The organism is Thiothrix caldifontis, from assembly GCF_900107695.1.
In the GTDB taxonomy this organism is placed as follows: Bacteria; Pseudomonadota; Gammaproteobacteria; order Thiotrichales; family Thiotrichaceae; genus Thiothrix; species Thiothrix caldifontis.
The window spans coordinates 150,230-169,521 of record NZ_FNQP01000008.1 but is presented as its reverse complement, the minus strand read 5'-3'; the positions used below and the strand labels follow the sequence as shown (position 1 = coordinate 169,521).

Sequence of the window (19,292 nt, the reverse complement as noted above, 5' to 3'; positions counted from 1 at the left end):
TTAATCCTCCAAAAATAGTTGAATAACCCGATTCAGGAATTGCCAGCCGGTTGCCGTTGGGCGCACATAACCGCCCTCAACGTCTAGCAAACCGCGCTGTAATGCCTGTTCTAGCCCCGCCTTGATATAATCGCTTGCCAGTCCTGTGCGTTCTGTAAACAGAGCGACTGGAAAACCGTCCCGTAAGCGCAATGCATTGAGCATGAATTCAAAACCCAGATCGGCAGCAGCCAAGCGCTCTGTGCCGCTGCGTGCTGTGCCTTGCATCGCTTGCTGCATGTACTCAGCGGGTTGGCGGTAGTTGTGGTAACGGGTAATACTGCCATCAGCGGGGTTGGTCAGTTTGCCATGCGCACCAGCACCAATTGCCACATAATCACCGAATTCCCAGTAGTTCCGGTTATGCCTGCACTCAAAACCTTGTCTGGCATAGGCGGAGACTTCATACTGAGCATAGCATGAACGTTTGATGAAATGTTGCCCGTTTAACTGCATGTCTGCGACTAAATCATCGTCTGGCAGCACAGGCGGTGATTTGTAAAACAGCGTATTGGGTTCAAGGGTAAGCTGATACCAAGACAGGTGGGTGGGGTTGAGCGCGATGGCTTGCTGCAAATCCTGCATCGCTTGTTCTAAGGTTTGTTGCGGTAGACCAAACATCAGGTCAAGGTTGAAATTATCGAATCCGGCAGTACGGGCAATGTCAGCGGCGCGTAACGCTTCCTCACGGTCATGTACCCGTCCCAAGGCTTGCAAATGTTCTGGGTTGAAACTTTGGATACCCATTGACAGGCGGTTAATGCCAGCTTCACGGAAACCCCGAAATTTATCCTGCTCGAATGTGCCGGGGTTGGCTTCGAGGGTGATTTCAATGTTAGGGCGAAACGGCAAGAGGGCACGGATACCGCACAGCAGTTCGTCGATGCTTTCCGCCGAAAACAGGCTGGGTGTGCCGCCGCCGATGAAAATGGATTCGAGTTTGCGTCCCCAAATGTGGGGAAGTTCGTTGCTTAAGTTGGTGAGCAGGGCTTGTGTGTACTGCTTTTCCGGCAAGCCGTTCGAAGCTGCATGAGAATTGAAGTCACAATAGGGGCATTTACGAATGCACCAAGGAATATGGATGTAGAGGGAGAGGGGGATGTGGGTCATACGTTTTCCTGAATACGAGTTACTTGACACAACAACGACTTAAACGGCGGAAACCCACTGATCGGGTCAAGCTGGGTATCGTCTGTCAACTCATTGATATTCGCTTCATTCCACCCGTGGAAACAATGCACCACACCCGGTTTCATCATATCGGTCACTGCTGCCCGAAACGTCACCGCGCCGCGTCGTGAACGGATTTCCACCGCATCCCCCTCCGCAATGCCCCGTGCCGCTGCATCGTCGGGGTGAATTTGTACCCGTGGATACGGGTCATGCGCCAGCATCGCGGGGATATTGTGCTGCTGTGAATGCGTGAAAAATTTCTGCCGCCCACCCGACGTTAGCACCAAGGGATAATCTGCCAGCAATTCCGGCGTAGACAACGGGCTTTCCGCCGGTTCGCGGTAAGTCGGTAAGCCGTCGTAGCCATGCGCTTTCAACTCCACCGAATCGAATTCGATTTTGCCCGTGGCGGTGCGGAAGCCGTTGATGCGCCATTGCCGATCCGCATCCAAAAAGCCCATTTCCACCAATTCTTCGATCACGGGGCTGTAAACGGTTACGCCCGCCGGGTTTTCCCACGCTTCTTTGCGGATGTCGGGCGGCAAGCCTTCGCCCATTTCTTCCCACGATGCCGCAAGGTTGCCGTGCCAGAATTGTTCCGCCATGCCGAGTTTTACGCCGAGTTCGAGGAAAATTTGCCCGTCAGGTTTGGCTTCGCCGCGAGGAGGCAGGGCTTGGTGGCGGTATTTTACTTCGCCCTGATACGCGCAGCCGGGGTAGGCGATCAGCGCGGTGCGTTCCAAACTGGTTGCTGCTGGCAATACGATGTCGGCTTGCAGGGTGGCGGGGTTGTGGAAAAAGTCGGAGACGGCGAAAAATTCCAGTTCGCCCAAGGCGCGTTCCATGCGTTTGGAATTTGCCCACATCGCAGTATTAATGCCCATCGCCAGCAGTGCTTTGAGCGGTTGCGGCTTGCCTTCGAGGATGCAGTCCGGCATCAACATGCTTTGCGCGGCAGGCCAATATTTTGTCCAAATCGGGAAGACTTCATCGCCAATGCGCGGCGGTAATTCGTTTTTGCACACATCGAATAGCTCAATCGGCTTGGGCAATACTTTGTCGTTGAAAAAGCGGTTGCCGCCTTCGCGGTCGATATTGCCCGTGACGGCGGAGAGCAAAATCATGGCGCGGTGATTCTGGAAACCGTTGCTGTGTTGCACGGTGGAGGTAGGTGACATGGCAATTTGTGCGGGGCTGGTGGTGGCGAACATTTCCACCGCTGCGCGTAAATCGGCTTCGCTAATGCCGCAAATCGCCGCCACCCGTGCGGGTGGAAATTCTTGGATGTAGTCGCGGAAAGCGTCCAGCCCGTTTGCCCATTCGTCCAAAAATGCCTGATCTTGCCAGCCATTGGCGAAAATCAGGTGGTGGAAGCCGAGGGCGAGTGCGCCATCTGTACCTGGGCGGATTTGCAGGTGAATATCCGCCAGTTCCGCTGTTTCGGTGCGGCGCGGGTCAACCACGATCATCTTGCGCCCTTTTTTACGGCTGGCAAGGTGGTGGTTTTCAAACGGGGGAATTGAGCCTGTCGCGTTGGTTGACCACACCAACACGCATTGGGTTTTGGGCGATTCGACGGTGGAGGTGGTTTTGAGTTTGTAACCGTAGGTGAGTTTTTCCGCTACCATCGTTGCCGAGAAGCAGCAGCCGGATTCGGTGAGGTAATTCGGGCTGCCGAAAGCGTGCGCAAGGCGTTGCAATTGCGGGCGGGCTTCTTTGGTGTATCCGGCGAAAAACCCCACGGTGGGTGCGCCGTATTGTGCCTTGGTTTTTTGCAGGGCGGCGGTAATGGTGTCGAGGGCTTCTTCCCAACTGATGCGCTCGAATTCGCCAGAGCCTTTGACACCGACGCGCTTGAGCGGGTAGAGGAGGCGGTCGGGGTGGTATTGGCGCTCTAACTGCAATTGTCCGCGTGGGCAATTCGGCAAGCCTTCCACCTTAATGGCGCGACCGCTGGCGTCAATGGTGACATCAAACAGGCAATTGGCATCGCATTCGTAACAGGTGGTGCTTTTGACCACGGTGTCGGTATGGGCTGGGGCTGTCATGCGGGTGAATCTCGTCAGACTAAGAATGCCGCGAGTTTAGCGTATATTGTGCAGTGCGTTTGAATGCCCTATACGCGCAGTAGGGTATTTGTCTGCAAGCGCGTCCTGACACTACTATCCATTTTCACCGAGGAGGAGAGAGATTATGTTGAACTGGAAAATCGTATTGGCATTCGCAGATAACGGCAACCCCGCCCCTGAGCGCACTGTCACCAAAACCGATGCCGAATGGCGCGAACAATTGAATGCCGAGCAATACCACGTCACCCGCAAGCATGGCACGGAACGCCCGTTTAGTTCCGAGATGTGCCATTTGTTCGAGCCGGGGCAATACGCTTGCGTGTGTTGCGACACCTTGCTGTTTGATGCGGCAGAAAAGTTTGATTCCGGCACAGGTTGGCCGTCATTTACCCAGCCGGTGGCGGATAATGCGATTGCCTACCAAGTAGACCGTTCGCACGGCATGACGCGGGTAGAAACCACCTGCAATACCTGTGGCGCACACTTGGGGCATGTGTTCCCCGATGGCCCCGCACCGAGTGGCTTACGTTATTGCATGAATGCGGTGGCATTGCGCAAGGTCAAAGCGTAATATTCCCCGCATGAAAGAACGCATCCAAAAACTCCTCTCTCGCGCTGGTTACGGCTCACGCCGTGAAATCGAGCGCATGGTCAACGCTGGCGAAATTCTGGTGAACGGTCAACGTGCCGCTTCCGGTCAAGCCATCGACGAAAACGATCAAGTGACCTTGCGCGGGCAACGCCTGCACTTGAGTTCCCGCGTCAATGCCACCCACAAAGTGCTGATGTATCACAAGCCTGCGGGCGAAGTGTGTACCTTGAGTGACCCGGAAGGTCGCCCGACGGTCTTTGACAGCCTGCCGAAAATTCGCGCTGGGCGTTGGATTATGGTCGGTCGTCTCGACATCAATACTGACGGCTTATTACTGTTCACTACTGATGGTGAGTTAGCCAACAAACTCATGCACCCATCTTCCGAGATCGAGCGCGAATACGCTTGCCGCGTGTTGGGCGAAGTTAACAATGAAATGCTGATCCGTTTGCAGGAAGGCGTGGAATTGGAAGACGGCAAAGCCAACTTCATGCGCATCAAAGATGCTGGTGGCGAAGGGGTTAACCACTGGTATCACGTCGTGCTTGCCGAAGGTCGCAATCGCGAAGTGCGTCGCTTGTGGGAATCGCAGGGCGTGAAAATCAGCCGTTTGATTCGGGTGCGTTACGGCAACATTATGCTGCCGCGTTACTTGCGCAGTGGGCATCACAAAGAGCTGGAAGTGCGCGAATTACGCAAACTCTACGGCTTGGTGAACATGGCGTTTGAAGATGGTTCGGATTTTACCGCTGAACGCCCGGAACGCCGTTCCGGGGCAAGGCCGGGGATGAAATCGGTGGACAGTGGGCGCACGGCGATTGGTGGGAGTCATCCATCGGCACGGCGTTCGAGTTTGGCACGCCCGGCTCGTCCGAGTGTCGCCAGTCGCCCTAGCGGTGCAGGCAAGCGCCCGCCACCGCGTGGACGTGGCTAAGACGCTTATCTATGTTGCGGGTTCTCCCAGAATTGATGGCGACATTGGCGGCAAAAACAGAGTGTTTTGTTGCCACGCAAGAAGCGCTGCCACCATGTGCTATTCCGTTCGACTAATAGTACGCTACCACAACTAGGGCAGGGGCTTTTTGTCCAATAGGTGGCGTTTGTTTGAGTATGGGGTGAGTACATTCCTTGGTAGGTCAATGGCCTGTTCACGATTTACCTCTTGGACTATCCTTGTCGCTGATGTTGATCATCTCTTGAAGTGTAGATCAGTTTTGCTGTTTTTTGCTGCAAATCAGCCTATGAAAAAGCATGTTTGAGCAATTACGAAAATTGTTACGAAATATTTCTTAAGACAATCCATTTCCGTTATTATCCGTATCTATCAAGACTTCTTTTAGACGTGGGCTAGTGGGCTAAGGAAATCGTTTATAAAATGGCAATCATAAATGTTTGTACATGTTCGCATTGTTTGTCGGCGGCACGGCGCGTCCGTGTTGGTTGGTGGCGTCGCTTGTTTGCAGGAGGGAAGACATATTACCGCTGCTATAACTGTGAAAATCGCTTTTGGACAAGAGGTTAGCGATGGGTCAGCAGCTATTCCGCCGCTGACCCTACGCCTTTCAAATAATCCGGCGGACGTATCGCTACTACGCACACGACCTTGGTACACAGCCGCCCGTTGCTGTCGTGCAAACCGTATTCAAAACTCGGCGTAGCCCGTCCTCGCCGCAGCAATTCCGCCCGAATTTCTGCTTCTTTGTCTGCGGGGAAATCGAAGCGCAATTCCATGTCAGTAATACCGGGGCGAACAAAATCAACGCTCAAATGCCGCGTCCACACATGGTAGTCAGGGAAGACTTTTGAGCAAGCCAACGGCGCAATGGGGTCAGCCAGCGAGGCTTGAAAGCCACCGAACATACTGCCTCCCATATTGCGAGAAGCCCATGTTAACGGTAGCCGGATACGAATATGCCGCCACTCATTTTCTAACGCAAGTACCTTAATGCGCATCATCCACCAGGGTGGGTAGAGTTCCAGCCGCCGACTGTCGGGCAAAAACTTTAGCCAGCGGCGCGAGAATTTGACAATATTAAATGCCATCAGCCGACCAGTGCATCCAGCAATGTTTTGTGCTGCTGGATTTGGGGAGCGAGTTTCAGGCGTGCGCTATAAAAAATACAGGTGAGTTCTGCCAGCGCAGTGTCAAAATCGTCGTTGATGATTAGGTAGTCGTATTCAGGGTAGTGCGACATTTCGCTTCGCGCATCCCGCATCCGCCGTTGGATAGTTTCCTCGCTATCTTGCCCACGCCCATGCAGGCGCTGATTTAAGGCTGCTACACTGGGAGGCAGAATGAAAATGCTGGTGACAGCTTCCGCACATTCACGGACTTGTTGTGCGCCTTGCCAGTCGATTTCGAGGATCACGTCTTTGCCTGCATCGCGTAACGCATCCACTGACAAGCGTGACGTGCCGTAGTAATTGTCGAATACTTGTGCGTATTCCAGAAAGTTACCGTCTGCGACTTGCTGGCGGAATACGTCAATTGGGGTGAAGTGATAGTGCACGCCGTCTTGTTCGCCGGGGCGGGGTTGGCGCGTGGTGTGCGATACTGATACCACTAGATTATCCACGCGCTCAAGCAAGGCATTCAGTAAACTGGATTTGCCAGCACCAGAAGGTGCTGAAACGATGTAAAGCTGACCTGTGCGTGTGTTCATCTGAAAATCCGCCCGATGTGCTGATAAAAATGCGATTATAGAGCAGTATGCACTATAGTCGAGTAGCAGAAATCAAGAGTTAAGGTGGTGTGCCATGATACAAGTAACCCCAGTACCCGCATTTACGGATAATTACATCTGGTTGATTGGTAATACCGATAGCCAAGATGTTGCGATTGTTGACCCCGGTGATGCTGCTCCTGTGCTGGAGGCGCTGCAACGTATGGCAAAGCAGCCCGTGGCTATTCTGATTACACACCACCACCGTGACCATGTGGGTGGTCTTGATAAACTGTTGCAAGCCTACCCCGGTTTACCGGTCTATGGGCCAGCCAATGAAACGATTCCATTCCTCAATCGACCCCTCACGGAAGGTCAAGAAGTGTATCTTGAATCATTGGGTTTGACCTTCCACGTGATGGAGTTGCCGGGGCATACCGCTGGGCACATTGTGTATTACGGCGAAGGCAGCCTGTTTTGTGGGGATACGTTGTTTGCCAATGGTTGTGGGCGGGTGTTCGACGGTACATTGCATGACCTGTACCATTCGTTGCAACGCATTGCCACGCTACCGGCAGCGACCCAAGTGTATTGCACTCATGAATACACCGTGGATAACATCGGTTTTGCCAAGTGGGTTGAGCCAGATAATGCGGCCCTGGATGCACGTTTGGAAGAATCCTGGGCGTTGTTGGATGCAGGACACCCGACTGTGCCTTTTGAATTAGGGCGAGAATTTGAAACTAACCCCTTTTTGCGCACGCATATTCCTGAAGTTATTGCCAAAGCCGAAGAAATTGCAGGGCGTGAAACGCAAACACCGGATGATGTGTTCGCGGTGTTGCGTATTTGGAAAGATACCGAATACGATTAACGCAGGGATTCGTCTGCGGTTATCTCTCGCAGTAATTTGAATAATTCCCGGCTGCTTTTCGGTGGTTTATTTTGCTCTTTTTCTTTGTGAGCGTTGCGAATCAGGCTGCGAAAATGCTGTACGTCGGTTTCGGGGTATTCTTTCAACCACTCACCTAACATGTTTTCATCGTTGATCAAGCGATCACGCCAGCGTTCCAAACGGTGCAAACGCGCCGTTTCGGCTTTGCCACCCCGATCCCATTCGGCAAGTTTGGCCTCGATGGGTTCGAGAATTTCAGTGCGCATCAGTTTGCCGATGAACTGACGTTGGCGGCGAATTGCGCCATTAGCTGTCAAACGTTGTGCCAGCAAAATAGCGTCGTAGAGCTTTTCCGATAAATCCAGTTGATCAAGCTGTTCTTTGCGTAGGGTAATCAGGCGTTCGCCCAAATCTTGCGCGGCTTCTGCTTCACGCTTGAAGTGGCTTTTGCTGATGTAATCATCGTCTTCATCGTCGTTTTGGTAATCAATCACGGGTGTTCTATCCTTTCAACATGCCCAGACCCACGGTCAGGGAGGGGTACTGTAACCGGATGCCTAATTCAGTCAACAGTTTATCATTACGAATACGCCGGGATTCTTGCAAATACGAGAGCATTCCGGCACTCATCGCCGCTTGTGCTTCTGCCATGCTGACTTGTGGGGGGCGGGGGAGTCCGGCGTAATCCGCTACTTGGTTAAAATAGTCGGTCATGGTGGATGGATGCCCATCCGTCGCATTGTAAATCGCACCGGAAGGAGCCATTTCCATCGCCCGCTTGCATACCATGGCTAAATCATCGGCGTGAATCCGGTTTGTCCAAGGGGCTTCGGCTTCATACAACACCGGTTCGCCGCGTTGGAGGCGTTCCAACGGCAGGCGGTCGGGGGCGTAAATACCAGGGACGCGCAAAATCACGCTTTCGCCGCCGAAACGCGCCACCCATTCTTGCACGGCATGTTCCGCATCGACGCGGCGTTTGGCACGGGCGGCAATGGGTTTCAGCGGTTCGGATTCGTCAATCCAGCGCCCGCCGCAATCCCCATACACGCCGGTAGTGCTGATTAATACCACGCGCTGGGGTGCTGCATCCATGCCTTTGAGGAAACGGCGTAAGCGGTCATCGCTTTCCCCGTTCGGTGGCGGTGGCATGAACCAGTACACTAATGCTTCATCCAATGCAAAAATGGAAAAGTAGCTGCCTTTATCCACGTCACCTTTACGCATGGCGATACCTTGTGCCAAGCCTAATTGCAAGGATTCCTCGCTGCGAACCCAACCTATAGCCTTCGTACCCTCGTTTTGGTATAACCGTGCGACACGGCGACCAATGTCGCCACAGCCCATAATCCACACATTTTGGTTAGATGCACTCATGAATAACTCCCGACTCGATGCTGGCAGTATAAACGAAATCAAGCCCGGAAAGATGAAGCGTGTTGACGCAGGCAACGGCAAGCGCATTCTGATCTGTCACGTAGACGGCGAATTTTACGCGGTAGATGATATGTGTACCCACGAAGATGCGTCGTTGTATCTTGGTTGTTTGCACGGGGATCGGGTGCAATGTTCCCTGCATGGTGCGGAATTCAGCGTCAAAACGGGTGAGCCAATGGCTGAGCCTGCTGAGATTCCCTTGAAAACCTATGCGGTTAGTATCGAAGACGGGCGTATTTGGGTAAAGGTGTAAGCACTTTATGCGCCATGTGATGCGGTATTTCGTCTGGCTGTTTTTGTTATGCCTGATTCTTTATCTGGGGTGGGATGGGTATCAGCGTTTTATTAAACCCCCCGCATCCCTGATACCTCCTCCTGTTACGATTATTCCGCCGCCAGTGCTTAAGCCCCCAGTGTCACCACCGCTGCTAGAGCCAAAACCGCCAGCGCATGTCAGGTCGTTGCTGGATTCGGTATACCAACAGGTGAAAGTAACCCGTTCTTATGATCCGGCTTATGTGAATCTGAAATATCCTGGCGGCGATGTGCCGGAATCCACAGGGGTGTGTGCTGACGTGGTGGTACGGGCGTTCCGTGCTCAGGGTATTGATTTGCAACGTGAATTGCATGAGGATATGCGCAAAGCCTTCCATGAATACCCACGTAAATGGGGGATGAAGCGTCCCGATACTAACATTGACCATCGCCGAGTCTATAACCTGATGCGTTTTTTTGAGCGTAGGGGCGCATCCCTGCCGATTACCCAGAATTCAGCCGATTACCAACCGGGTGATGTGGTGGCGTGGGACTTGGGTAAAGGGCAAGCACACATTGGCATTGTGACCCATTATGTCACCCCAGAGGGGCGGCCCTTGATTGGGCATAACGTGGCCTATGGCACAAATATCGAAGATGCCTTGTTCTTCTGGCCGGTCATCGGACATTACCGCTACTTCAACCAGTCAAGACTCCCTGAGGATTTGTAGCCGCACTACTGTTTGCTTTCGTGCAAATCAATATGGTTGGGGTGGTTATGAAAATCGGTGCGGTTATCGGTCAGGTATTATTAATCACTGGCTTATCTGCTTGTGGTGGTGGCGGTACGGGTTTGGGGGGCTATACCGTCGCGAATACAACGAATAATAGTCAAAATACTGCGACGACTAGCTCTGGCAGTGGTGTAACCTTATCCAATATTAGTACGTCAACCAGCACAAGTGGGGGGGTGTCTTTCTTGAATGCCCAAGGATTGTGGCGTGGTAGCAGCGATACCAATCGGGGGGTAATCAGCCTGATTTTGGACAATACCTTTTACTGGGTACTTTATTCCGCAGCAGGTGATAATAACAGCCTGGCCGGTGTTGTTGTTGGTAATAGCGTGTCGACTAATGGGGTGGCTACTTCTAGCAATGGAAAAGATTTTAATTTTGAAACTGGCGATTTATTCCCGCTCACATGGCAGGGTAGTTATGTCGCGGGTTCACGGTTGCAGGCTATTCTAACCTACACCGACATCCCTGGTGCGATTGTGACGTTAAATACGGCATACGATAATCACTACAATGCTGCTCCCAATATTGCCAGTCTTAGTGGTCGCTACACAGGGTCTAGCACTAGCTTGACCAACGGGCGTGTAGACTCAGCATTTACTATTTTTGCGACTGGGCAAATCAGTGGCAGCCGGGTTGATGGTTGTACCTTCAGCGGGGTTATGTCACCACGTACCAGTGGTAATGCTTACACCGTATCGTTGAGTTACGGCACGGGTTGTTCAGAGCGCAATATAGGCTCAAGTTCTGGCAGTACTGGCTCAGCTTACTTTGACCCAAATAATGGGCAACTATATAGCGTTACGTTGAACAGTACTACCAGAGATGTATTGGTGTTTGTGGGTAATAAACAATAAGTACTTATAAAGGTTGATATTTAATGCACGGGTAGACGTGAGCGCAACGCTTCGCGATCGTACCACCATTGGCCTTCTACAATCGCATCAATTACTTGCCCCAAACGTGGCAGAAACACTTTGGGGTCTAGCAAATCTAAGCGATTGAGCCACAAGTTCATCGCTTCTTGCGAATTCACATTGCTGTGGCGTTCGGCAACCTTACCTAGCATGGCACTGGTTAGGAACATCATACTGTCACGTTTTTCACCCTCCAGACGTAAATCGGCAATATAGTGCGCCACGGTGGCGGCTACTGCTGCCCCATCCGCTTTAGGTTGGGTGGCGTCAATCAGATGATTGAGCATCAGAATTGTCACTTCCGGGGCGATTGGGTAAGTGACCGCCAGCCACAAACCATTGCCCAGCGCGGGTACGGAAGCGGGTAGCTCACAACGGTACAGCACATCACAGCAGCGCACGGCATCTTCCCAAGATTCGTGATCACGGTAAATCTCGAACGACTCACGGGTCATGCCCCATGCGGCTTCACGCATTCCTGGTTCATCCAGTTCTAGCATGATTTCGGCAATCTCGTATTGCACGTTAGCACGTTCCAACGGGTCACTGGCAGGGCTGAGTTGCATCAGTTGTGCTTGGCGTTGCGTGAGTTCGGTTTTCAGCAATTGTCGGGAGTCATTGCTGGCGGTAAATTCAACTGGAGTGCTATCGCTCATGGGGAATGCCTAATTATTTAAAATTGTGTAAGCATAATAGCCTAATGACCGCCATACAATAATTCACTGAAACATTAAGGTAACGTTAAAGTAGTCTTGGTTAGGCTGTTTATTATCCAATAATGGGTAGGGTGAGTTATTTGGCAAGGATCAGCTAAAGGTATTTACATTATGATTTATGAGCTTAATAAAATAATGAAATCGCTAATTACTAATTTAATGGATTCATTACTGTTTCTATTAATCGTGTTTTTCTATGGGTTAAGCGTATTGCAATTGCCAATACCGGAACTTGCCCATATGTTTTTACTATTAATAGTATTTTCTTTTGTTATTAATATGATTTTATCATCAAGTGGCAAACACTTCCCTTTATCACGCTAATAGGGATTTCCTGATTACGGTTGTACCATTAATAAGATTTGCCCGTTGTGAGCGCCTTCAGCCGTTTGCAGCTTGAACTCGAATTTATAAGGCTCTTGCACTAATGTATCGGTTTTAATCAAGGTAAGTAGCGCTTCATGCCCCGTACCTTGCTCTACTTTGCTCCCCGCAATGCCTTCTCCCGCATGATTACGCGCATCATATAACCATAATTGATAAAAAGTACCGGCTTTAGGTTTTGGCAAGTCACGGATACGCAAAACACCTTGTTGTTGTGTGTTATTCCAAACAATATCACCTTGCACATCTTTTACGATAGGGTTCAGCGTCCGTAACCAGTTGCCGCTAACACTGGTGGGGTCAGCTAATAAATTTTCACGCAATACGGCTAAATCCGTTGTCGATGCCGTGTCTGCCTGCACCTTACGAAATTGCGGTATGGTGAAAAATAATACGGTTAATAGCGCCACGCTTATAAGCAGGATAATTAACCAATTTGTATGTGAAGTGCCACTCCGTGACATATAAACTCCCTTGTCGCCTGTTTTTATATCGGGACTACAACAAGTTGCCATCATAATATCCCCTGATTATACCGAATAATAAGACGCCTGTTTGTGCAGTGCGCTAAAATGATCCATTAATGTTTGACGAATGATCACCAACCGAGTTCCCCTCATGTCTGCACAAACCTTTATCCCCGGCAAAGATGCCGCACTGGAAGCCTCTATCGCTGCGATGCAAGAGAAGCTACAGCGTATCGGCTTTCACATCGAGGAAGCCTCATGGCTTAACCCGATTGCGAATGTCTGGTCAGTTCACATCCGTGACCGTGATTGCCCCCTGTTATTCACCAATGGCAAAGGCGCGTCGCAGAAAGCCGCGTTGGCGAGTGCGCTGGGTGAATATTTCGAGCGTCTCAGCACCAACTATTTCTGGGCAGATTTCTATCTGGGTGACGCTATCGCTAATAGCCATTTTGTTCACCACCCTGAGGAAAAATGGTTTGCCTTGGATGACACGGGTCAATTGCCAGCAGGTTTATTGGATGAGGCTACCTTGGGTTTTTACGATCCTGAGTCCACCTTGGATGCGACTAAATTGGTCGATTTAAATTCCGGTCATGAGGAACGCGGCATTTGTGCCTTGCCTTATGTACGCCAACAGGATGGGGAAACGGTATGGTTTCCGGTCAATCTCATTGGCAATTTGTATGTTAGTAATGGCATGTCGGCTGGCAATACCAAAACCGAAGCACGTACCCAAGCATTATCGGAAATCTTCGAGCGTCACATCAAATTCCGTATTATTGCGGAAGGAATCTGTCTGCCCGATGTACCGGATGAGGTTATTGCACGTTATCCGCACATTCAGGCGGGTATCGCTGAGCTACGTGAGGCAGGTTTTGGTATTTTGGTGAAGGATGCGTCATTAGGGGGGCAATACCCAGTGATGTGCGTGACCTTGCTGAACCCGGAGGATCAGGGGGTGTATGCCAGTTTCGGGGCGCATCCGCGCTTTGAGGTGGCATTGGAACGCGCCTTGACAGAGTTGTTGCAGGGCAGGGCATTGGATCGTTTGGCGGGCTTTTCCGAACCCAGTTTTGAGCTGGACGACGTTGCCAGCCCACAAAATTTGGAAACGCATTTTATTGATTCGAGTGGGCCAGTTCATTGGGATTTTCTGTGGAATGAGCCTGATTATGAATTCACTGAATGGAATTTTAGTGGTACGACGGAGGCGGAATACCAGTTCTTGCTGGAACAACTTCATGCGGAAGATTTTGATGTTTACATCATGGATTTTGAGCATTTGGGTGTGTATGCCTGCCGTATTATTGTGCCTGAAATGTCGGAGATTTATCAGGTAGAAGATTTGGAGTGGGACAATAACAGCACAGGAAATGCGGTGCGTGAGGCTGTTCTGCATTTGCCGGATTTGGAAGATGAGGAATGTACCGAGTTATTCGACACCATTGAAGAACTCGGCTTGGATGATCATCAACCGGTGGCAGCCTTGATTGGCTTAGCCCCTGACGCGGGTTCGTTGTGGGCAGATTTGCGGGTCGGGGAGTTGAAAACCTTGCTGGCTTTGGTGATGGATGATGAAGATGCGATCCGTGAGGGTTGTCAGTGGATTCGTCATTTCGAGCAAATCAGTGATGAACGCCGCCGTGTGTACCGTTGCATCGAAGCCTTGCTGGATATGGATGATGTGGCGGGTTATGCACCAAATATTGGTTTGCTGTACGGCGAGAAGGCATTGCAACAGGCGCAAGCCTTGCTGGATGGCAGCTTACGGTTCTGGGGAATCGAGGCTCCAACCTTGGAATTAAAAGGGTGCGACACCCACCAGCGTTTGCTGGCGGCTTACCGTAAGGTTTTCCCGGCTTTGGCGACGGCGTAGTTTAGCTCTGAATATAGTGCTCTAACTGAGCAATAATATACTGTTGCTCAGAAATGATTTCTTTCACCAAATCACCGATGGAAACCAGCCCGACCAATCCGCCATCTTGCATCACCGGTAAGTGGCGGATGCGGCGGTCGGTCATGATTGCCATGACTTCATGAATCGACTGGTCGGGTCTGGTGACCACGACCTGCCGGGTCATAATGTCTTGCACCAGCATTTGCTCGGCATTAAGGCAAGTTAGTATGACCTTGCGGGTGTAATCTTGCTCTGAAATAATCCCTTTGAGCTTGCCTGCCTCTAACACGACTAATGCACCGACTTTTTGGTGTGCCATGGCTTTTACAGCATCAATGACGGATGTGGAAGGTGTGATACTAAGCACTTCAGTGCCTTTCTTGGCGAGTATGTCTCTGACCGTTTTCATCATTCTCCTCCTTAGCTTACGTTGCCTGTTCTTATAATGTTAGCTTGTTACCTTGCAACTTTTTGATAAAACAGTAAAGAAGACGTGTTTGTTATGTTAGAAATCCTATACCGCGATGAACATTTGGTGGCAATCAACAAACCCTCAGGCTTGTTGGTGCATCGCAGCCTGATCGACCGCTACGAAACCCGTTTTGCGATTCAGCTCACCCGTGACCAGATCGGGCAAAAAGTTTACCCGGTGCACCGGCTCGACAAACCAACCTCCGGTGTGTTGCTGTTTGCGCTCGATAATGACACGGCTCGTTTGCTGACCGAACAATTCACCGCAGGGCAAGTGCAAAAAACCTATCTGGCAGTCGTGCGCGGGCATACCGCTGAACAGGGGGTGATTGATTACCCTTTAACTGAAGAACTCGACAAGATTGCCGATGCCAATGCGGATCAACATAAACCTGCACAGGCAGCAATTAGCCATTATTGTCGGGTAATGACATTTGAACTGCCTTATGCAGTAGACCGGTATCCCACCAGTCGCTATTCCTTATTAGAGCTATGCCCCAAAACAGGGCGTAAACATCAATTACGCCGCCACTTGAAACACATTTCCCACCATTTGATTGGCGATACGACACACGGTAACGGCAAGCATAACCGTTTTTTCCGTGAACAATGGGATTGCCAGCGCTTGTTGCTGCACGCCGCCAGCGTAGTGTTTACACACCCTTATACCCATGAAGCCATCACGGTGAATGCAATGCCACCGGAAGATTTCAGTAAAGTGGTACGCTTATTGCTACCTTTCCGGCAACCATCAATAAATAGCGTATTACTACCCAGAGGCTTCTATGGAAAGGCATTCACCATTGACAATGGAGCAAATTCTTAATCGTTTAGCGAATGTTATCGGTTATAAGCAGACCGGAACATTTTATATAGCGACGGATCACAACACCTCTTGCCGTTTTGCCGTTAATAATGGAAAACTCACACATTGCACACATCGGCGCGATCAAGGTCAGGCGGCATTGCTCAGTTTACTGGAAACCGGTGGCGGCTCCTGTTCATTTTCGGAAAATCAGTCGATTCCTTTTCGTGCCGATGCGGCGATTGAGCATCAGGCCAGTCTCACGTTATTGGGGATCACCCCGCTTGTGCCACTGAAGCCGGTGGTGAACGCACTACCAGTGAGAATACCGCCGGAAAAATCTAAGCCAGCACCTGTCTCTACAGTTAATAATCGTTTTTACCGAGGCGGTGGTTAGCACCCAACCATGCTGCACCACGCACGCCGCTCGAATCCCCAAAATGGGGCGCAACCAAACGGGTACTAACCTGATCAGAAAATACGTATTTCCCCCAGCGCTGTGGCACGTTAGTATACAGCCGTTGGATATTCGACATTCCTCCGCCTAAAACAATTACCTCTGGGTCAAGGATATTGATGACGTGAGCAAGGCTTTTCGCCATGCGCTCTTCGTAGGCCTGCATGAGTTGTTCCGCTTGAGCATCACCTTGGGTAGCCAATTGCACAATTGTTGCTGCGTTGTGAGAAATCCCGGTCGCTGTGGCATATTCCGCCTCAAAACCGGAGCCGGAAAGCCAAGTTTCGATGCAGCCGTGTTTGCCGCAATAGCAGGGTTTACCCGGTAATTCTGTTGCCTCAGGCCATGGGAGTGGGTTATGCCCCCATTCGCCTGCAATCGCGTTGGCTCCGGTCAAGACCTTGCCATGTACCACGATTCCCGCGCCGGTGCCGGTGCCGACAATGACCGCGAATACCAGGTTTGCTCCGGCAGCGGCTCCGTCAGTGGCTTCGGAAAGTGCCAGACAATTGGCATCATTTTCAATCCGCACTTGACGTTGCAACAGGTGTTCCAAGTCGCTATGCACGGGTTTGCCATTCAATACCACGGAATTGGCATTTTTCATTAAGCCCGTGGCGGGGGAAATCGCGCCGGGTGTGCCGATACCCACGCTGCATGGTTGCCCCGCGTGTTGTTCTGCGTCAGTGACGAGTTGTTTGATGGTTTGCAATATAGCGTCATACTGACCTTGTGGGGTTGGCAGGCGTTTACGAAAGGCTTCTCGCCCTTGCGCATCCACTAACAGTACTTCAATTTTGGTTCCGCCTAAGTCAATGCCGATATGCACACATTCCTCCGTTAATTCCAGAAAGCTGCGTTAAGTCATGACAAGTGTCCGCAAAATAATGTTAAATTACGCGAAACCCGTTGAACATAAACGAAAATGGCAGGCGTTACCATGCAATTTGCAGACATTCTTACCCGCTCCCCCCTGATGGAATCGGTATTGCGTTCCGCACATTTGATCGCGCAAACGGATGCGAGTGTGCTGATTACCGGCGAATCCGGTACGGGCAAGGAATTGGTAGCACAAGCCATGCACGCCATGAGTCCGCGTCGCCAGCAGGCATTTATAACGGTCAACTGTGCCGCTTTGCCGGAAACCTTGGCTGAATCCTTACTGTTTGGGCATCGCAAGGGAGCCTTCACCGGGGCGGATCAGCCCCAAGTCGGGTTAATTGGCGCGGCAGATGGTGGCACGTTGTTTCTGGATGAAATCGGTGAGTTGCCGCTGAATTTGCAAGCCAAGCTGCTACGTTTCCTTGAGTCGGGCGAGATTCAACCCTTAGGTGACACGCAACCCAAACGGGTGAATGTGCGGGTACTGGCTGCAACGCACCGCGATTTGTATAGCATGGCGCAAGCAGGCGCATTTCGTCACGATTTGTTCTACCGCCTCAATATTGTGCCGGTGGAATTACCCGCGTTGCGTGAGCGTAAGGAAGATATCGACTTGCTGAGTAAACATTTTTTGCAACAATTTGCGGCGCAACACAAGTTGCCAGTAGCGACCCTCAACAAAGAAGCACGGGTACAATTACAACGGCATACTTGGCTTGGCAATGTTCGGGAGTTGCGTAATCTGTGCGAACGCTTAAGTATTTTGTTGGCAGGGCGTGAAATTGCGTTGAGCAATTTGCCGTTGGAGGTTCGCTCTGGCAGTGCTGCAACTACTGGCAAGCCGTTCAGTTTGCCTGAAACGGGTGTGAATCTAGAGGCGCTAGAGCGTGATTTGCTGAGCCAAGCCTTGGAACGTACCCAAAATAACAAGACTCATGCCGCCCGTTTGTTGGGCATTAGCCGTGATGCTCTTAACTACCGTTTGAAAAAACAATTACTGGCTTAATGAGAGTATTCCCAAGCGCAGACTAGCGTCTATTTCAAGCCTCCAGTCGGGAATGTTCGGTATATTGCTGTTCGCTGTGCCAAAACCTTTAGGGTGATGAGTGTTTGCGAAGGAGTAATATATGTGGAGTCATAACCAGTTAGCGGTAAAATATGCCGTATTGGGTTCAGCCGTATTAACCATGGCGGGTTGTAGCCTGAACCCACGGGTGGCAGATGTCACCCCGATACCAAGCATCCAACCCGACAAATCTCCAAAACCTCAGGCTACTCAGGCAGTGCGAACCCCGCACACGGTCTCTATTAAACCGCAGCGTGTGGCTACCAACAAATCCAAACCGAGTTCAGCGACGCCATCGCTGGATAAAGTAGCCTTGTGTGCCCTTAAGCAATGCGGTAAAGGTTATTGCTGGGGCGGGAATTCTCCCCTGAAAGGTTTTGATTGTAGCGGTTTGACCCAGTATTCCTTTGGTAAAGGCGCAAGTGTCAACATTCCACGCACTGCTGCGGCTCAGTACAAGGTAGCCATGAAAATTCCACGTGAACAAGCTGGGCGCGGTGATCTGGTGTTTTTTAAAACACGGGGGCAAAAGGTTAGTCATGTGGGAATCTATCTTGGGGAAGATAAGTTTGTTCATGCGCCGCGTACTGGTAAGGCGATTACCATGACGAAGTTGGAAGGTTACTGGAAACGCAAGCTAGTGGGTTTTGGGCGGATTCCGGGAGCAGCGCAGCCTATTATGCCCAAAAGCGTGGTTTAACGCGTTTCAGCGGTAAAAATAGGGGCGCTCTGTAACAGTGCGCCCCGCGAAAAGACAGGCTAAGCGATATTGGGGGAGGTCAGTGGGCTTGTTGGTTCATGCTGCCCATGTGACCACTGCCGCTAGGTGGGGTTACATCCTGAATGGGAGCCTCCACAGTTGTAGTACTGCCATCTTCAAAGGTTAGGGTAAGTTGTGCTGTTTCGCCCACTTTCAGATCTTTTGTCAAGCCGATCAACATCACATGTAAGCCGCCCGGTTTCAATTCGGTACGCCCTTTGGCTGGTACATCAATTTGCGGTACTTGACGCATTTCCATCACACCGTTGTTATTGGTGTGAGTATGCAATTCTACTGTAGTAGCAACTGGGCTGGCAGCCGACTTGATGCTATGGTCACTATCAGAACTGTTGACTAACGTCATGAATGAGGCACTGTTTGGCTGGCCCGGAGGTACGGCGCGAGCAAAGGCGTTTTCCACTTGTACGCTGTCAGCGGCTGTTTTACTGGTGTTTTGTTCAGCAGCTTTATTTTCAGCTTGGCAAGCTGCGGTGACGGAAATGAACAGGCCGAGAATGGCAGCATTTAATAAACGTTTCATGGTGTTTTC

General features: G+C 51.0%; 22 protein-coding genes. 11 read left to right on the top strand and 11 right to left on the bottom strand.

All coding sequences use genetic code 11. The features are described from left to right. A complete protein-coding gene (hemW, locus tag BLV87_RS08690; RefSeq protein ID WP_093067521.1) occupies positions 1-1,149 on the bottom strand; it encodes a radical SAM family heme chaperone HemW in 1,149 nt (382 codons plus the stop codon). Further along, positions 1,146-3,260 (bottom strand): molybdopterin-containing oxidoreductase family protein, encoded by a 2,115-nt coding sequence (locus BLV87_RS08685; RefSeq protein WP_093067518.1) that lies wholly within the window; start codon positions 3,258-3,260, stop codon positions 1,146-1,148. Before BLV87_RS08685 ends, hemW begins: the two co-directional genes overlap by 4 nt. A 145-nt stretch (positions 3,261-3,405) precedes the next feature. Between BLV87_RS08685 and msrB the strand changes: the two genes are divergently transcribed. Both msrB and rluB read left to right on the top strand, forming a co-directional pair. Continuing rightward, positions 3,406-3,852 (top strand): peptide-methionine (R)-S-oxide reductase MsrB, encoded by a 447-nt coding sequence (gene msrB / locus BLV87_RS08680; protein ID WP_093067516.1) that lies wholly within the window; start codon positions 3,406-3,408, stop codon positions 3,850-3,852. A 10-nt stretch (positions 3,853-3,862) separates the two neighbouring features. Next, positions 3,863-4,807, top strand: coding sequence for a 23S rRNA pseudouridine(2605) synthase RluB (gene rluB / locus BLV87_RS08675; RefSeq protein ID WP_093067513.1), 945 nt, complete (start codon positions 3,863-3,865; stop codon positions 4,805-4,807). 602 nt (positions 4,808-5,409) lie between these two features. Here rluB and BLV87_RS08670 read toward each other — a convergent pair. Together BLV87_RS08670 and gmk are read right to left on the bottom strand one after the other, a co-directional pair. Continuing rightward, complete coding sequence (locus BLV87_RS08670) at positions 5,410-5,916, bottom strand: PaaI family thioesterase (RefSeq protein WP_093067511.1); 507 nt, start codon at positions 5,914-5,916, stop codon at positions 5,410-5,412. Further along, the gene (gene gmk / locus BLV87_RS08665; protein ID WP_093067509.1) at positions 5,916-6,536 is read right to left on the bottom strand and encodes a guanylate kinase; all 621 of its coding nucleotides are present in this window, start codon (positions 6,534-6,536) and stop codon (positions 5,916-5,918) included. Before gmk ends, BLV87_RS08670 begins: the two co-directional genes overlap by 1 nt. A 94-nt stretch (positions 6,537-6,630) precedes the next feature. Here gmk and gloB point away from each other — a divergent pair, with 94 nt between their 5' ends. After that, positions 6,631-7,410 (top strand): hydroxyacylglutathione hydrolase, encoded by a 780-nt coding sequence (gene gloB / locus BLV87_RS08660; protein ID WP_093067506.1) that lies wholly within the window; start codon positions 6,631-6,633, stop codon positions 7,408-7,410. Here gloB and yjgA read toward each other — a convergent pair. Both yjgA and BLV87_RS08650 read right to left on the bottom strand, forming a co-directional pair. Further along, on the bottom strand, positions 7,407-7,925 hold the full coding sequence (gene yjgA / locus BLV87_RS08655) for a ribosome biogenesis factor YjgA (RefSeq protein WP_093067504.1): 519 nt from the start codon (positions 7,923-7,925) through the stop codon (positions 7,407-7,409). The genes gloB and yjgA overlap by 4 nt on opposite strands. Positions 7,926-7,932: 7 nt before the next feature. Next, positions 7,933-8,808 (bottom strand): SDR family oxidoreductase, encoded by an 876-nt coding sequence (locus BLV87_RS08650; RefSeq protein WP_245706966.1) that lies wholly within the window; start codon positions 8,806-8,808, stop codon positions 7,933-7,935. Here BLV87_RS08650 and BLV87_RS08645 point away from each other — a divergent pair. From BLV87_RS08645 to BLV87_RS08635, 3 genes are read left to right on the top strand one after another with little or no spacing between them, the layout of a single operon-like run. Continuing rightward, on the top strand, positions 8,807-9,121 hold the full coding sequence (locus BLV87_RS08645) for a non-heme iron oxygenase ferredoxin subunit (RefSeq protein WP_093067501.1): 315 nt from the start codon (positions 8,807-8,809) through the stop codon (positions 9,119-9,121). The genes BLV87_RS08650 and BLV87_RS08645 overlap by 2 nt on opposite strands. Positions 9,122-9,128: 7 nt before the next feature. After that, complete coding sequence (locus BLV87_RS08640) at positions 9,129-9,854, top strand: DUF1287 domain-containing protein (RefSeq protein ID WP_175517891.1); 726 nt, start codon at positions 9,129-9,131, stop codon at positions 9,852-9,854. Positions 9,855-9,901: 47 nt separating this feature from the next. Next, positions 9,902-10,774, top strand: coding sequence for a hypothetical protein (locus tag BLV87_RS08635; RefSeq protein ID WP_139282148.1), 873 nt, complete (start codon positions 9,902-9,904; stop codon positions 10,772-10,774). Between the two features lie 20 nt (positions 10,775-10,794). Here BLV87_RS08635 and BLV87_RS08630 read toward each other — a convergent pair whose 3' ends face one another. Then, a complete protein-coding gene (locus BLV87_RS08630; protein ID WP_093067495.1) occupies positions 10,795-11,490 on the bottom strand; it encodes a hypothetical protein in 696 nt (231 codons plus the stop codon). Between the two features lie 398 nt (positions 11,491-11,888). Further along, complete coding sequence (locus BLV87_RS08625; RefSeq protein ID WP_139282147.1) at positions 11,889-12,344, bottom strand: anti-sigma factor; 456 nt, start codon at positions 12,342-12,344, stop codon at positions 11,889-11,891. 208 nt (positions 12,345-12,552) lie between these two features. Here BLV87_RS08625 and ycaO point away from each other — a divergent pair, with 208 nt between their 5' ends. Beyond that, positions 12,553-14,280, top strand: a complete 1,728-nt coding sequence (ycaO, locus tag BLV87_RS08620; protein WP_093067490.1) for a 30S ribosomal protein S12 methylthiotransferase accessory factor YcaO — start codon at positions 12,553-12,555, stop codon at positions 14,278-14,280. Position 14,281: 1 nt separating this feature from the next. On the opposite strand, the gene BLV87_RS08615 is transcribed toward ycaO, so the two are convergent. Then, positions 14,282-14,710, bottom strand: coding sequence for a CBS domain-containing protein (locus BLV87_RS08615; protein WP_093067487.1), 429 nt, complete (start codon positions 14,708-14,710; stop codon positions 14,282-14,284). A 93-nt stretch (positions 14,711-14,803) separates the two neighbouring features. On the opposite strand from BLV87_RS08615, the gene truC reads away from it, so the two are divergent. Further along, a complete protein-coding gene (truC, locus tag BLV87_RS08610) occupies positions 14,804-15,598 on the top strand; it encodes a tRNA pseudouridine(65) synthase TruC (RefSeq protein WP_093067485.1) in 795 nt (264 codons plus the stop codon). Beyond that, positions 15,582-15,974, top strand: a complete 393-nt coding sequence (locus BLV87_RS19030; RefSeq protein WP_139282146.1) for a DUF4388 domain-containing protein — start codon at positions 15,582-15,584, stop codon at positions 15,972-15,974. The genes truC and BLV87_RS19030 overlap by 17 nt, the downstream gene beginning before the upstream one ends. Here the strand turns inward: BLV87_RS19030 and BLV87_RS08605 are convergent. Continuing rightward, positions 15,943-16,863, bottom strand: coding sequence for an ROK family protein (locus BLV87_RS08605; RefSeq protein WP_093067482.1), 921 nt, complete (start codon positions 16,861-16,863; stop codon positions 15,943-15,945). The two genes, BLV87_RS19030 and BLV87_RS08605, sit on opposite strands and share 32 nt — an antisense overlap. A 111-nt stretch (positions 16,864-16,974) precedes the next feature. Between BLV87_RS08605 and BLV87_RS08600 the strand changes: the two genes are divergently transcribed. Next, complete coding sequence (locus tag BLV87_RS08600) at positions 16,975-17,922, top strand: sigma-54 interaction domain-containing protein (protein ID WP_093067572.1); 948 nt, start codon at positions 16,975-16,977, stop codon at positions 17,920-17,922. A gap of 121 nt (positions 17,923-18,043) precedes the next feature. After that, positions 18,044-18,682: a C40 family peptidase gene (locus BLV87_RS08595; RefSeq protein ID WP_245706965.1), complete on the top strand. Its 639-nt coding sequence runs from the start codon at positions 18,044-18,046 to the stop codon at positions 18,680-18,682. Between the two features lie 79 nt (positions 18,683-18,761). On the opposite strand, the gene BLV87_RS08590 is transcribed toward BLV87_RS08595, so the two are convergent. Beyond that, the gene (locus tag BLV87_RS08590) at positions 18,762-19,283 is read right to left on the bottom strand and encodes a copper chaperone PCu(A)C (RefSeq protein WP_093067480.1); all 522 of its coding nucleotides are present in this window, start codon (positions 19,281-19,283) and stop codon (positions 18,762-18,764) included. Positions 19,284-19,292: the final 9 nt, after the last annotated feature.